Origin of the sequence: Bacillus sp. HMA207, assembly GCF_003402455.1 — a bacterium.
Taxonomy (GTDB): Bacteria; Bacillota; Bacilli; order Bacillales; family Bacillaceae_G; genus Bacillus_A; species Bacillus_A cereus.
Genome location: NZ_BEZT01000001.1, coordinates 61,952 through 75,004, shown reverse-complemented (window position 1 = coordinate 75,004; position 13,053 = coordinate 61,952). Strand labels below are relative to the sequence as shown.

The following is a 13,053-nucleotide window of genomic DNA, read 5'->3' as shown; positions in this document are numbered from 1 at the left end:
ATTATTTCTCATACTGCTTCATAATACGAGCTAATTCATCGTCAACAGCAGAATTTTTGTTTAAGCTTGCGAATTCATCATCTAATGATTTTTCTTTCTTATAAACTTCACCGCTTGCTTCCGCTTCAGCCTCTAATTGAAGAGCTTTCTCTTCCATACGGCTTAAACCAGCTTTTGCTGAGTTTGAATCAAATCCAGACATCGCCTGATTAATATTCTTTTGTGCTTTCGCCGCATTTACACGCGCTACAAGTGTTTCACGTTTATTTTTCAGCTCATTTAATTGCTTACGCATTTCTTCTAGCTTTAGGCGCAGGTTATCAGCAGCAGCTTTATTTTGCTCGTAGCTTGCTTTATACTCATTCATTTTTTGCTCTGCATTTTGTTTTTCTTCTAATGCACGACGCGCAAGATCTAAGTTATTAGCTTGAACAGCCATATGAGCCTGCTCTTCACGTTTTTTCACAAGTGCTTCTTGCTCTTCAAATAATATTTTGAATTTCTTCTCAAGTGCGATTTGAGCTGCTACACTTTTCTCAGCCTCTTGTACATCGGCTTGCATATCGCGTAAATATTGATCAGTCATCTTAACTGGATCTTCCGCTTTTTCAATTAACGAATACACATTTGACATTGTTAAATCTCTTAATCGTTTAAATACAGACATCTAAATTCCTCCTATGATATACCTCATATTTCAAATTCACTACTTGGAAAACTGAAAAATCTCCCTTTACAGTAAAGAATATTCATTTTACAGCCTATGTGTTTATTATAACAAAACTAATATGTCCTTACATGTTATTTCCAAAATACATCCATTATAATATGACATTCTATATACAATATTGTATTTCTAATATATTCTCATTATCCCTCTTTGAAATTAACTTACTTTTGCGCACTTTCACTAAATTACATAAGTGTAATGTTACTGTAAGCTAACTCGATAGTTACGTTTCCATATTTCTTATACACTAATACCAGAAGCAGCAAACAAGCTTCTCATCATTTCGGAACTAATACAAAAATGTATTTACTATAAAACATATAAAAGGAGAAATCATCATGAAAAAATTAGTAGGAATCGGATTAGCAGCAGCAATTTCATTTGGAGCATTATCAGGTTGTTCTTTATTAGGAGAAAAAGCGAACGGCTTTGTACTGTACGGCTCAGAAGAACAAGTTCAACAAATTACAGATAAAAACAAAAAAGAAGTGAAAGAAAAAGACTTCTATAAAATGAAAATGACAACATTAGATGGTAAAAAAGTTCTTGTAATGGATAAGAAAACTGGTGAAGAACTAGTGAAAAAAGAGTTACTTAGCAAAGTTGATGAGAAAGACAACACGAAACCACTTGATAAATTACCAGCTGTAACAACAGAACAAGGTGTATTATTTGCAAAAGAGAAAGTAGAAAATGCTACACTTGATGGAGCGAAATTAAAATATGAAGGCAACACAATTATCGGAAGTGGCCGTGCATATACAGATATGTATGCGATTGTTGATGACGCAACTTACAGCAATGTAAAAGGTGATGAAAAATCTGTAGGTGTATTAAAATTTGATAAAGACCCAAGTAAAGAATTCCCTGGTTACAACGGCGTAGAAGCTTCTCAACTTGTAAAAATTAAAAAGTAAAACAAAAAAGCTTTGCGAAATTCGCAAAGCTTTTTCTATTTATTATGAGCAATTTGCTCCATATCCGGGCTACAAGTTTGCGACTGACATGACTTATTTAAAGAACATGCTGCGCATTTTCCTTTTTTACTTCTCTTTACAAAATTAACTAACGTATATGCTGCATAACCAAAAATGATAGCTCCAATTATAATATTGACCATCATCACAATACATCTCCTTCTAGAATCCGAGTAAGGATCCAACTTGGTATATAATGAGCGTTAATACATAAGCAACTACGAGTGGATAAACGACTGAGAAAATCGTCCACTTCGCTGATCCTGTTTCACGTTTAATAACAGCTACCGTCGCTAAACACGGAACATATAATAAAATAAAGAACATAAATGCATAAGCTGATAATGCTGTATAATGTGCTCCCATTACATTTCCAAGCACATCTTCTTTAACTGCATAAATAATTGCCATTGTAGAAACGACAACTTCCTTCGCTAAAAATCCTGTTAAAAGGGATGCTGCAGCTTGCCATGTTCCGAAGCCGAGCGGTGCGAATAGTGGTGCGATAAATCCACCAATCATCGCTAAGTAACTGTCTCCCATATCAACACCAAATCCTGATGGACCTGCATAGTTTAATAACCAAATGACAACCGAACCACCAAAGATGAATGTACCAGCTTTACGAACAAATCCTTTCCCTTTCTCCCATGTGCTTAGCCATAATGTTTTTGCTTGTGGCACACGGTAAGGCGGTAATTCAATTACGAAAATAGACTTTTCCGCTTTCAAAATCGTAAGAGACATAATTTTTGTAACTAATAACGCAAGAACAATCCCTGCAACATATAAAGAAAATACAACAGTCGCCTGACTATGCGGGAAAAATACGCCCGCAAATAATGCATATACAGGTAATCGTGCTGAACAAGACATAAATGGTGTTACTAAAATGGTAAGTAAACGTTCTTTTTCCTGTTCAATCGTTCTCGCAGCCATGATACCTGGAACGTTACATCCAAAACCGATAATCATCGGAATAAAAGCTTTTCCGTTTAAGCCGAAAAACTCCATAATTCTATCCATAACAACTGCAATTCGCGCCATATACCCTGAGTCTTCTAATAATGAAATAAAAAAGAATAGTGCAAAGATTTGTGGTACGAATACTAATACAGCACCAACACCGGCAATAATACCTTCTGTAACGAGCGCTTGAATAAAATCAGAAGCTCCAATACTTGTAAGTCCAGCCGTCACCCAATCCGTAAGCTGGCCACCAAAAAACTCATCTAACATATCCGATAAAGGTGTACCAATCCACGTAAACGTAACCTGAAAAATAAAAAACATAACTGCTAAAAAGATTGGAAGTCCTAAAATTTTATGTGTAATTAATCTATCAATTTTTTCTGAAAAAGGAATTTTTCCTTCTTTCTCATGCTTCATAACATTTGTTTTTAACTTTTCAATATACGCTTCACGAGTTTTGTAAATGTGCTCTTCTAACGTACAATCAAGTTTTCCTTCTAAGCGAGATCGAATGGCTATGAGTTCCTTATAAATTGGTAATGCTTTCATTTCTTTTTCTACTACTTCGTTATTGCTTAAAAATTGAAGTGCTAACCATCTCGGATGCTCGTAATTCGCTGTCTCTAAAAGAGCAATTACTTCTCCAATTCCTTCATCCATTTGTACACCATATGAAATAAGGAATGGCTTTTTCTCTTTTTTCTCTTGTTTGTTATTTTCTTTAAGAGTCGTAAGCAGTTCTTCACAGCCTTTTCCACTTCTTGCAACAACAGGAACGACTGTTACACCTAATAGCTCTGATAATCGTTTTACATCAATGACAATTCCTCTTTGCTTCGCCACATCAACCATGTTTAAACCAATTGAGACTGGCTTACCAAATTCAAGTAACTGCAACGTTAAATGCATATTTCTTTCAAACTGCGAGGAATCTACGATATTTAACATATGATTAAATTCTTCTGTTAATAGAAAGTTTGTTACAACACCTTCATCACGTGAAACTGGATTTAAATCATAAACACCTGGTAAATCAATTAATGTTCCTTGTCTATCTTTTAATTTACCAACCTTCTTTTCTACTGTTACACCGCTCCAGTTTCCTACATACTCATAAGAACCAGTAAGTGCATTAAATAATGATGTCTTCCCTGTATTCGGATTCCCTAGCAAAGCTACCTTATTCACGCTAATTCCACCTTTATCATTTTCGCGTCACAATGACGAATACTAATTAACTGTCCACGACACTCCAATGTACAAGGACCTTTGAACATCGCTTTCTGTTTCAGGCGAAGTTCGCTTCCTTCAGCAAGACCGAAAGCAGCTAGTCTACGCTTTAATAGCTGATCTAAAGACTGAATACTTTTTACTAACACTTTCTCTCCAATTTTAATATCTACTAAGCTCATAACCTTCCCCCTCAGAAGAGAATGATAATTATTTTCAAAAAAATTATACCACACCCAATTTCTCTTGTACTATACCCTTTTGCTTCATATTTATTAACATTTCGCTACAATTCTATTTCAATTATTGTCATACTGTATTCGTTTGCCATTCTCATCCATTTCGCTTACAATAAACAATAGCAAATAAAGAATCTCGTTATCACTGGGGGAGCCATGCCGCTGAGAGGGAACACTTCGTTCCGACCCTTCGAACCTGTTAGTTAATGCTAACGCAGGGATTGTGCAAACGTCCGAAATACATACCTCATTTATATTTACGTATTTCGTATCCTCCTATGATATCTATTCTTTTTTGTATAACTTGGATTTAGGGGGAAACAACATGCGTAACACCAATTTACAAGCGATGATCGAATCTGCTATTCTTGCAGCCTTCGCCATGATTATCGATATTTTACCATTATCACTTAAACTTCCAACAGGCGGTTCTATCTCATTCGCTATGATTCCTATTTTTATTATTGCTTACCGCTGGGGCTTTAAATCAGCTTTCTTAGGCGGTTTAGTTTGGGGACTATTACAAATTGTCGTGGGAGATGCTTATATTTTAACACCTGTTCAAGCATTCATTGAGTACTTCATTGCCTTTGCTTTTATCGGATTTGCTGGCTTATTCTATCGTCCAATTCAAAAAGCACTTTTAACATCCAATGAAAATAGCTTAGAACAATCAAATTTAGGTAACCGTAAAGACAAACCTTCATCAAAACAAAATCAGGGTAAGAAAGTCCTTGCTTATATTATCCTTGCTACATTTATCGGTAGCTTTGCTCGCTATTTCTGCCACTTTATTGCCGGCATTATTTTCTGGGGACAATATGCACCGAAAGGTCAATCAGCTGTGTTATATTCATTAATCGTAAATGGAAGTACAATGCTTGGTTCTTTTATTTTATGTACCGTTTTACTTATATTTTTATTTATCACTTCACCACGATTATTCAAAAGCATCAGTGCTTATCAAATGAATACACAAAAAAAGGGCGCTTAATGAGCGCTCTTTTTTCATATCGTAATATCAATTAAAAATACAATAAATGCGCAAAAGAAAATAAATACCATTATACTTAGCCAATTGCTATGCACGGTTCATCGACTCCTTACATAACCTCATATTCTAAACAAATTATACTGATTAAAAATAAAGATTAGGTAAAGATAATATGAAAATAAATTAAAAAAGCGTAAATCATATTATTTACGCTTTTTTCGGTAAATAGAAGTAAAATAACACACCATCTTCTGTATTTCCTGCCCCATATTCAGTATCATGTAGTTCTAAAATATTCTTTGAAATGGCAAGCCCAAGTCCCGTCCCACCTTGTGAACGCTGACGAGCTGTATCCACTCGATAAAAACGATCCCAAATTTTATCTAATTGTTCTTCTTCAATGTGAGTACCTTTATTTTCAATGCACACTTTTATACGATCCTTCTCATCTATTGTAGAAATAATAATATCTTCTTTATTTGGTGTATAACGTATGGCATTCGTAATGAAATTCACGATGACTTGTTCAATCCGGCCTTGATTTGCAATCACTTCAAATGAACATATATTTTTATGAACACGAAGCTCTTTTTTCTCTATTTCCACAGATAGATGTTCACATATGTCTTCAATTACTGTATCAATATAAAACGAATCCTTTTTCATTTTATATGTACCAGATTCAAATTTAGCTAACTCAAGCATATCCAAAATTAACGTATCCATTTTGTCTACTTCTCTCTCCATTGCCTGAAAATAATACTCTTTTTTATGTTCAGCTACCCCGTCTTTTAAAATAGAAATACAGCTTTTCATAATACTTAGCGGTGTTTTTAATTCATGTGAAACACCAGAAATGAATTCTTTTCGCGTCTTTTCTAACTTTCTTTCCTTTTCAATATCTTCTTCTAACTGCCCAATATGCGAATGGAGTTTATTTGATAGAACATTAATATTTTTCGATAAATCTCCAATTTCATCTTTTGAAGTAATCGGTATTTTTTCTGTAAAATCTAATTGTGCTATTTTCTTCGTCGTATCATTTATTTTTAATAATGGTTTTGCAATTTGTTTTGAATAATAAAACGAAGCTAAAAAAATAAGAACGACTACAAATGCAATGATATAGATGTAATAATCTTGCACCATTTGTACAGCTTCATCTACAGGCTGTAAAGAAGCCATCGCATAAATATATGTTACTGATCCATCTTTTTCTTTTATTGGTTTCATTAATAATTTATATTTTATATCATTCTTTTCATAGTCCATTGTCTTTGTTGAATACTCTATTTGATTACTCTCTTTTAGTAATACATCCGTTTGAAATTCTTTTATACTATCCAAAAACAAAGTATTTTTATAAATTGGATTTACGAGGCCTTTTACATCTGGAAACTGTACTTTTGTAACAAACCCACCTATATAAGCATCTGGTTCTTGGGCAGCTTGCTCCTGAACAGCCGGCTTCTTTTCCTTACTTACTTGTTCCTCAGCTGCTTTCTTTTTCTCCTCATCTAATTTACTCATTTTCTCCTTAAATGCTTTTTCTAACGGTTTATTAGATCCACTTAAATTCTGCTTAGATAACGAGAAAGAGAATGGAATAAAACTATCTCCTTTTTTCACTCCAGAAAAATAAATTCCTTGGCCCAGAAACTGATCTGATGATTTATTCTCAATCTCTTCTATATTGACGAGATTGCCTAAAGGAATTTTGAATATTTGTTGTCCAAAGCTCTTTTGTTGCCTACGATCTATCGTTACTTCAAAATAAAAATCATCTGCATGTTTTAAATTCCCGTTCTTATCTAATGTCGTAATCCACGTATTATTTTCTCTTAAAAAGTCTTGCTCTAGTTTTTGAATTTCTTCTGCATTTCCTGCATAATTTAAATAATTCTTCTCAAAGGAATTTAAATTTACTTTAATATCTTCCACTTTTCGATTCGCATAATATTGTTTAAAAAATATCGTTTGTCCAATAAATATCGTCGCTAAAATCAACATGCATAATGCCGTTGTAAGAGTAAATAATTTTAGTACAATTCCTTTCCTCATACATTGCCCTCAAATTTATAACCTGTTCGTACTACAGTTGTAATATACTTTGCTTTCTCTCCTAATTTATTTCTTAAATTACGAATATGACTATTCACCGTTCGATCATCACCAGCAAATTCATATCCCCAAATTCTTGAAATCAATTGTTCTCTCGTTAAAACGATTCCTTGATTTTTCATGAAATACGCTAATATTTCAAATTCTGTATGTGTTAAATTAATGTCTGTTCTATTTACTGTAACAGTGCGCGACGGAAAATGAACGTGAATACCGTGGATTGATAATGTATCATCTTCATTCTCTAAAAGTTGCTTTGTCACTTTTCTGCTTTCTAATAACCTTTTCGCTCTTGCTAATAAAATTGGGGGACTATACGGCTTCGTCACATAATCATCTGCCCCAAGTTCAAAACCAAGTAACGTATCGTCTTCATCTACGCGCGCCGTCAACATAATAATAGGCACTTCGGACGTCTTTCGAATTCTTCGGCAAACAGACCATCCATCGAGTTCTGGCAACATAATATCTAAAATAACTAAATCAACCTCTTCTTCTTCAAATACAACTAAAGCCTCTTTCCCGTCCCTCGCTTCAAACACTACATATTGCTCACTTAAAAAATAATCTTTTAATATTTCACGTAATATATCTTCATCTTCAACAATTAAAATGTTTTTTGACATAACTGATATATCCCCCTCCTGCTTTCAAAAACTATAATTTCACTTTGAATAACTGCCAGTTAACTTCGCCTCGATAATATATCTATCTGGTGCATCCCCTATATAATCAAATGGGTAACAAGTTGTCAGTGTTAATATCGGTTCTTCTTTTTTTATAATAACAGTACGATCATCCGCATGAGTAATCCATGTCTTTTGAATTTCATATGTGTACGTTTTATTATCATACTCTAAAACAAGGGTATCCTTTTCTTTCAACTCCCCTAAATCTGTAAATACGGTATCTCGATGTCCACTGAGTACAGTATGTCCCCCTCCAGATGGAGTTGTCGTTAAATCGCTAACGAACATACCCACTCCTTTTTTCAAAGTCGTATCATCTGCTCCCCAATATATAGAAAACTTCTTCTTTATTTTCGGTATGTTTAACATCGCTACCTTTTCTCCTTCTTTATGTTCTGTTTGAGAAGAAGGCACTTGAGAAGTTACAGGTGTTTCATGAGAAAGTTGAGTATCTTGTATATTTTTAAAGCTCTTTATTTCTTCTGCCGTTAATTGCCCGGCAGAGCTTCTTCCTTTATACCATTCCACAGCATAATAGGATCCCATGAATAGCCCTATAGCCATCAATATGATACCGATATAATTGAGTAACTTCATTCTTCATTCCTCCATGCCAAAAATGGTAGGAGTAACCTACCATTTTTAATATATGAAATTATCCCATTCTTTATAGGAAAATATTTTATTTACGCTTTAATCTTATTGCGACGATTCAAACCAAATAATGTACCTACCGCTACAAGACATGCACTTAATCCCATCATTACTACATTATTCGATGCTGTATTTGGTAATTTTTCACCTTGTACAACTGGCTTTGCTACTTCTTTTTTAGCTACTTCATTCTTTTGCTCGGCTTTTATCGCTGCTTCTTTTTTGGCCATATCGTTTTTTAACTGTTCTTGCGCTATTCTCTTTTTCTCTTCTTCACTTTTTTTCTCAGCTTTTATTGCTTCTTCTTTTTTAGCCATATCATTTTTTTCTTGTACTTGTGCCGCTTGCTTTTTCTCTACTTCACTTTTTTGCTGTTCCTTAATTGCTTCTTCTTTTTTAGCTTTATCTTGTTGCACTTGCGCTTCTTCCTTTGTTACTGTTCCAGTATCTGCACTCGCTACTGAAGAATATCCTACTGTTAAAAGTGCCATTGCACAAATTGGTAATAGTCTCTTTTTCATCTTAATTCTCTCCTTATATTTTATTCACATCAACTCGCACCGGATGTATTACTAGAATAAGCAAGAGATATAAATATAAGATGCAGATGAAATATATTTCATTTAAAGATTTCATTGTAGAAAAAGAAAAAAACATCGCAATATGTACGATGTTTTTTCGGGTGTGTGTCTCAATTATTTACATGTTACTTTCGCGTGATTTGGAAGTAGAACGGGCCGGAGCGATAACTAATTGTCTCGGCTCAGTTTTCTTGAAGTGATTTTTGACGTTACACTTACGACGTTGAACAACCCACGCTTTAATAGGGTTTGTTAAAATAATCTTTTGCTCTTCGTTAGGGGCCTCTTCTTCAAACCTACAACTCTCGCTCCATTTATTCCATTTCATTGTAAATTTAGAAGAAGAATGATCATCTTCACGATCAAACAAGTGCAAAAAATCCATTTTTCCATCTAGCATTACGGTGTTACTAGTCGCTAAAAAAGAAAAGGTCGTCCAACGTTTCTCCATGCCCTCCTACTCCTTTTTCACATATAGAGTGCCTAAAACTTAATTTACCTAAAATATGCTTGCCTTTTACCTTACACCCATAGTTTATCCAAAATGCTATTATGCAACTATCGATTTGCCTTACAACTACCTTACATTTTTGTAAGAAACAAAAAAACCTTCACTCGATATAATGAAGGTTTCTTACTTTTTATCTATATGATCTCTCATATCATCAAGTCCAGCTTCTTTTAGCTGCGACATCATACCGTGCGAAATTGCTCCTAACACTAAAGTCATTCCAATTAATGAAATACGAATCGCAGGTACATCAATTACGTAAGCCAACAGGCCAAGAACAATTGTTAAAAGTAATGCTTTTATAAATGTTACACTTGTGTACTGTTTCTTCTTCATCATATTCACCCTTTATGGAAGCGTTTTCTTAATACACTTAGTATATCATATCATCAGATGATTTTGGCGTTATCTTTGTAAAAAATTACTATCTCCTTTGACTTTTTCTATTCTATCCTTTACAGTCGAAATGTTCGCAAGTTTTACACTGTAGGAGGATTACAATGAATATTGAAATAAAAGACACTTTAATTTCTGAAGAACAATTACAAGCAAAAGTGAAAGAATTAGCACTTCAAATCGAACGTGACTTTGAAGGAGAAGAAATCGTAGTTATCGCAGTATTAAAAGGTTCATTCGTATTTGCTGCTGATTTAATTCGTCACATCAAAAATGATGTAACAATTGACTTTATTTCTGCATCTAGCTACGGAAATCAAACAGAAACAACAGGAAAAGTGAAACTACTAAAAGATATCGACGTAAACATTACTGGAAAAAACGTAATTGTTGTAGAAGATATTATCGATTCTGGTTTAACACTTCATTTCCTAAAAGACCACTTCTTTATGCATAAACCAAAAGCACTCAAGTTCTGTACATTACTTGATAAGCCAGAACGCCGTAAAGTGGACTTAAAAGCTGAATATGTTGGCTTCCAAATTCCAGACGAATTTATCGTTGGCTACGGTATCGACTGTGCTGAGAAATATCGTAACTTACCATTTATCGCTTCAGTTGTAACGGAGTAATCGTATAACTTAAAAAATTGATAGTACATAAAATGTATATCGGCGATTTTTTTAATATATCGACTTACCGACAATAACTGACAATGTTAGCATCCAATTAATAGGGAGAAGCTGTTCTAAAATACATGGGAACAGCTCCTTTCTTTCCATTACAAACTACAGGGAGAGATGAAATATGACAAAGACAAAATTTGAAAAAGTACTCCTCATCGTAAATCCGAAAGCTGGTCAAGGTGACTTACATACAAATTTAACAAAAATCGTACCACCTCTTGCCGCAGCTTTTCCTGATCTACATATCCTTCATACGAAAAAACAAGGTGATGCAACAAAATATTGCCAAGAGTTTGCTAGTAAAGTAGATTTAATTATCGTCTTTGGTGGTGATGGAACAGTATTTGAATGCACAAATGGCTTAGCACCTCTCGAAACTAGACCTACACTTGCAATCATTCCAGGTGGAACTTGCAATGACTTCTCTCGCACACTTGGTGTTCCGCAAAACATTGCAGAAGCAGCAAAACTTATCACAAAGGAACACGTAAAACCAGTTGACGTTGCAAAAGCAAATGAACAACATTTCTTAAACTTCTGGGGCATTGGACTCGTATCTGAAGTATCAAACAATATCGATGCAGAAGAAAAAGCAAAGCTTGGTAAAATCGGTTACTATTTAAGCACAATTCGAACTGTAAAAAATGCTGAAACATTCCCGGTAAAAATTACTTATGACGGACAAGTATATGAAGACGAAGCTGTCCTTGTCATGGTTGGAAATGGTGAATATCTTGGTGGTATTCCATCCTTTATTCCGAACGTAAAATGTGATGACGGAACACTTGATATTTTCGTAGTCAAATCAACAGGTATTCAAGCATTTAAAGATTACATCGGAAAGAAACTATTCGAGGATTCAAATGAAAATGACATCTTCCACGTAAAAGCGAAATCCATTCATATTGAAACGAAAGAAGAAAAAGAAGTAGATACAGATGGAGAAAGTTCGCTTCATACACCTTGTCACATTGAATTATTACCAGGACACTTTACGATGATTTATAATCCTGCGGTTGTGTAAAGAAAAAAACGAGTGCTAGCACTCGTTTTTTTCTCTTCTAATCTAGTTATGTCGTTGAATCATTTCTTGTATTTCTTTAACTCTCTCTAAAGTAATTCCATTTCTTTGTTCGATCGCTAAAGGATGCTCGGTTGGCTCTAATTCAACATACGGTGCCGTTCCAACTTCTCTTATATGTACATTTGTTTTTAAATTTAATGTTTCTGGATAAACTGGTATTTCTACAGATAACCAACCAAAATAAGGATCACTATTTTCTCGGCCTCTCTCATCCCACTTTTCTAATACTTCATCATAACTTTCTTTACTAAGTGATACCCACACAGTCCATATGAAATTTTCGTGGTAGTCAATGATAGGAAGCTCTAAACATCCTCTAATAAAATAATGTTCATCATCCATTACACAAAGATCTGATGTTAAATGGAAGCGTTCCTCTCTTTCATGGGGCGCTACCTCGTAATAATAATATGGTGCTTCACTTCCGTAGTATAGAGGTAGTGCAAAACGATGCATTTGTACTTTTTCTCCGGATTTTCTTCTTCTTTTCATTTGTTATTCTTTCTCCTATCCTTTTCAGTCACAATCAAACTCTATCCAATTTCTCCAATGCGTATTAGCATTTTCATTCACAATAACACTTGGATCTTTCTTCTCTATTGCAGCGGCTACTGATTGGAAGAATTCATTTTCACTTACTTTTTCGTCTTCAACATGTTTCCATTCTTCCGTTTCATACGCTACTTCCCAGTCGCCTTCTAAACCGAACTCTTCTAAAATTTCTCCTTTATCCCACCACAATAATTTTTGAGCTTCCTCATTAGTAGCAAGCATACGCATGAAGTATGTTGGATAATGCTCTGTCGTTTGTACTTCTATTCCATTATTTATATAATCTTCTTCTGTAAATTCATATTCAAAATGATGCTCGCGAATTTTTAAACTGCCGTTATAAATATTCGGTATAAATTCACCTTCATCATCAAACAACTCATAATCGCCATTATTTAATTGTAAAATGCAATCATCACCCATTGAATGAGTAATTCTATCGCCATATACTTGAATATCATTACATACACCTAATGAACCTACACCAACAATTTGAAACACCATTAGCCAATCCTTAGTATCTTTAAAGAAAAGAGAGAATTTCACTTGTGAAATATCAATATATTCATTATCAAAGGCAGGAAATTCATACTTACTTTGCTTTTTATCTAATAGTTTTAAAATATCTTTTTGCATA

General features: G+C 34.2%; 16 protein-coding genes and 1 riboswitch. Of the genes, 4 read left to right on the top strand and 12 right to left on the bottom strand.

Features of this window, described 5'->3' with window-relative positions:
• Nucleotide 1 precedes the first annotated feature (1 nt).
• On the bottom strand, nt 2-667 hold the full coding sequence (locus tag HMAS_RS00465) for a PspA/IM30 family protein (RefSeq protein ID WP_000110280.1): 666 nt from the start codon (nt 665-667) through the stop codon (nt 2-4).
• Between the two features lie 401 nt (nt 668-1,068).
• On the opposite strand from HMAS_RS00465, the gene HMAS_RS00460 reads away from it, so the two are divergent.
• The gene (locus HMAS_RS00460; protein ID WP_000737469.1) at nt 1,069-1,647 is read left to right on the top strand and encodes a lipoprotein BA_5634 family protein; all 579 of its coding nucleotides are present in this window, start codon (nt 1,069-1,071) and stop codon (nt 1,645-1,647) included.
• A 35-nt stretch (nt 1,648-1,682) separates the two neighbouring features.
• Here the strand turns inward: HMAS_RS00460 and HMAS_RS00455 are convergent, their stop codons facing one another.
• The 3 genes from HMAS_RS00455 to HMAS_RS00445 are packed head-to-tail and all read right to left on the bottom strand — an operon-like array spanning nt 1,683 to nt 4,091.
• A complete protein-coding gene (locus HMAS_RS00455; RefSeq protein ID WP_000989598.1) occupies nt 1,683-1,853 on the bottom strand; it encodes a FeoB-associated Cys-rich membrane protein in 171 nt (56 codons plus the stop codon).
• A gap of 16 nt (nt 1,854-1,869) precedes the next feature.
• On the bottom strand, nt 1,870-3,867 hold the full coding sequence (gene feoB / locus HMAS_RS00450) for a ferrous iron transport protein B (protein WP_001044847.1): 1,998 nt from the start codon (nt 3,865-3,867) through the stop codon (nt 1,870-1,872).
• Entirely contained in the window at nt 3,864-4,091 is a 228-nt protein-coding gene (locus HMAS_RS00445) for a FeoA family protein (protein WP_000060512.1), read from the bottom strand. Before HMAS_RS00445 ends, feoB begins: the two co-directional genes overlap by 4 nt.
• 194 nt (nt 4,092-4,285) lie before the next feature.
• Nucleotides 4,286-4,387: riboswitch (TPP riboswitch) on the top strand.
• Between the two features lie 86 nt (nt 4,388-4,473).
• Here HMAS_RS00445 and thiT point away from each other — a divergent pair.
• Complete coding sequence (thiT, locus tag HMAS_RS00440; protein WP_001246588.1) at nt 4,474-5,142, top strand: energy-coupled thiamine transporter ThiT; 669 nt, start codon at nt 4,474-4,476, stop codon at nt 5,140-5,142.
• Nucleotides 5,143-5,349: 207 nt separating this feature from the next.
• On the opposite strand, the gene HMAS_RS00435 is transcribed toward thiT, so the two are convergent.
• The 6 genes from HMAS_RS00435 to HMAS_RS00410 all read right to left on the bottom strand — a co-directional run bounded on the left by HMAS_RS00435 (nt 5,350) and on the right by HMAS_RS00410 (nt 10,037).
• The gene (locus tag HMAS_RS00435) at nt 5,350-7,203 is read right to left on the bottom strand and encodes a sensor histidine kinase (protein WP_001225341.1); all 1,854 of its coding nucleotides are present in this window, start codon (nt 7,201-7,203) and stop codon (nt 5,350-5,352) included.
• Complete coding sequence (locus HMAS_RS00430) at nt 7,200-7,889, bottom strand: response regulator transcription factor (protein ID WP_000041859.1); 690 nt, start codon at nt 7,887-7,889, stop codon at nt 7,200-7,202. Before HMAS_RS00430 ends, HMAS_RS00435 begins: the two co-directional genes overlap by 4 nt.
• 39 nt (nt 7,890-7,928) lie before the next feature.
• Nucleotides 7,929-8,549: a class D sortase gene (locus tag HMAS_RS00425; protein WP_000771589.1), complete on the bottom strand. Its 621-nt coding sequence runs from the start codon at nt 8,547-8,549 to the stop codon at nt 7,929-7,931.
• Nucleotides 8,550-8,638: 89 nt separating this feature from the next.
• On the bottom strand, nt 8,639-9,127 hold the full coding sequence (locus HMAS_RS00420) for an LPXTG cell wall anchor domain-containing protein (RefSeq protein ID WP_000746709.1): 489 nt from the start codon (nt 9,125-9,127) through the stop codon (nt 8,639-8,641).
• A 178-nt stretch (nt 9,128-9,305) separates the two neighbouring features.
• Nucleotides 9,306-9,638 (bottom strand): hypothetical protein, encoded by a 333-nt coding sequence (locus tag HMAS_RS00415; RefSeq protein ID WP_000415613.1) that lies wholly within the window; start codon nt 9,636-9,638, stop codon nt 9,306-9,308.
• A 183-nt stretch (nt 9,639-9,821) separates the two neighbouring features.
• Entirely contained in the window at nt 9,822-10,037 is a 216-nt protein-coding gene (locus tag HMAS_RS00410) for a hypothetical protein (RefSeq protein WP_002001286.1), read from the bottom strand.
• A 161-nt stretch (nt 10,038-10,198) separates the two neighbouring features.
• Between HMAS_RS00410 and hpt the strand changes: the two genes are divergently transcribed.
• Both hpt and HMAS_RS00400 read left to right on the top strand, forming a co-directional pair.
• Nucleotides 10,199-10,726: a hypoxanthine phosphoribosyltransferase gene (hpt, locus tag HMAS_RS00405; RefSeq protein WP_001019294.1), complete on the top strand. Its 528-nt coding sequence runs from the start codon at nt 10,199-10,201 to the stop codon at nt 10,724-10,726.
• A 175-nt stretch (nt 10,727-10,901) separates the two neighbouring features.
• The gene (locus tag HMAS_RS00400; protein WP_000167902.1) at nt 10,902-11,804 is read left to right on the top strand and encodes a diacylglycerol/lipid kinase family protein; all 903 of its coding nucleotides are present in this window, start codon (nt 10,902-10,904) and stop codon (nt 11,802-11,804) included.
• Nucleotides 11,805-11,846: 42 nt separating this feature from the next.
• Here HMAS_RS00400 and HMAS_RS00395 read toward each other — a convergent pair whose 3' ends face one another.
• Nucleotides 11,847-12,356: a DUF2199 domain-containing protein gene (locus tag HMAS_RS00395; protein ID WP_000830218.1), complete on the bottom strand. Its 510-nt coding sequence runs from the start codon at nt 12,354-12,356 to the stop codon at nt 11,847-11,849.
• A 24-nt stretch (nt 12,357-12,380) separates the two neighbouring features.
• Nucleotides 12,381-13,052 (bottom strand): DUF7003 family protein, encoded by a 672-nt coding sequence (locus HMAS_RS00390; RefSeq protein WP_001168087.1) that lies wholly within the window; start codon nt 13,050-13,052, stop codon nt 12,381-12,383.
• Between the last annotated feature and the right edge of the window lies 1 nt (nt 13,053).

Excerpts from the sequence above, each read along its gene's own strand:
- HMAS_RS00465 (WP_000110280.1), bottom strand. The coding sequence starts at position 667 with ATGTCTGTATTTAAACGATTAAGAGATTTAACAATGTCAAATGTGTAT.
- HMAS_RS00460 (WP_000737469.1), top strand. The coding sequence starts at position 1,069 with ATGAAAAAATTAGTAGGAATCGGATTAGCAGCAGCAATTTCATTTGGA.
- HMAS_RS00455 (WP_000989598.1), bottom strand. The coding sequence starts at position 1,853 with ATGATGGTCAATATTATAATTGGAGCTATCATTTTTGGTTATGCAGCA.
- HMAS_RS00445 (WP_000060512.1), bottom strand. The coding sequence starts at position 4,091 with ATGAGCTTAGTAGATATTAAAATTGGAGAGAAAGTGTTAGTAAAAAGT.
- thiT (WP_001246588.1), top strand. The coding sequence starts at position 4,474 with ATGCGTAACACCAATTTACAAGCGATGATCGAATCTGCTATTCTTGCA.
- HMAS_RS00435 (WP_001225341.1), bottom strand. The coding sequence starts at position 7,203 with ATGAGGAAAGGAATTGTACTAAAATTATTTACTCTTACAACGGCATTA.
- HMAS_RS00430 (WP_000041859.1), bottom strand. The coding sequence starts at position 7,889 with ATGTCAAAAAACATTTTAATTGTTGAAGATGAAGATATATTACGTGAA.
- HMAS_RS00425 (WP_000771589.1), bottom strand. The coding sequence starts at position 8,549 with ATGAAGTTACTCAATTATATCGGTATCATATTGATGGCTATAGGGCTA.
- HMAS_RS00420 (WP_000746709.1), bottom strand. The coding sequence starts at position 9,127 with ATGAAAAAGAGACTATTACCAATTTGTGCAATGGCACTTTTAACAGTA.
- HMAS_RS00415 (WP_000415613.1), bottom strand. The coding sequence starts at position 9,638 with ATGGAGAAACGTTGGACGACCTTTTCTTTTTTAGCGACTAGTAACACC.
- HMAS_RS00410 (WP_002001286.1), bottom strand. The coding sequence starts at position 10,037 with ATGATGAAGAAGAAACAGTACACAAGTGTAACATTTATAAAAGCATTA.
- hpt (WP_001019294.1), top strand. The coding sequence starts at position 10,199 with ATGAATATTGAAATAAAAGACACTTTAATTTCTGAAGAACAATTACAA.
- HMAS_RS00400 (WP_000167902.1), top strand. The coding sequence starts at position 10,902 with ATGACAAAGACAAAATTTGAAAAAGTACTCCTCATCGTAAATCCGAAA.
- HMAS_RS00395 (WP_000830218.1), bottom strand. The coding sequence starts at position 12,356 with ATGAAAAGAAGAAGAAAATCCGGAGAAAAAGTACAAATGCATCGTTTT.
- HMAS_RS00390 (WP_001168087.1), bottom strand. The coding sequence starts at position 13,052 with ATGCAAAAAGATATTTTAAAACTATTAGATAAAAAGCAAAGTAAGTAT.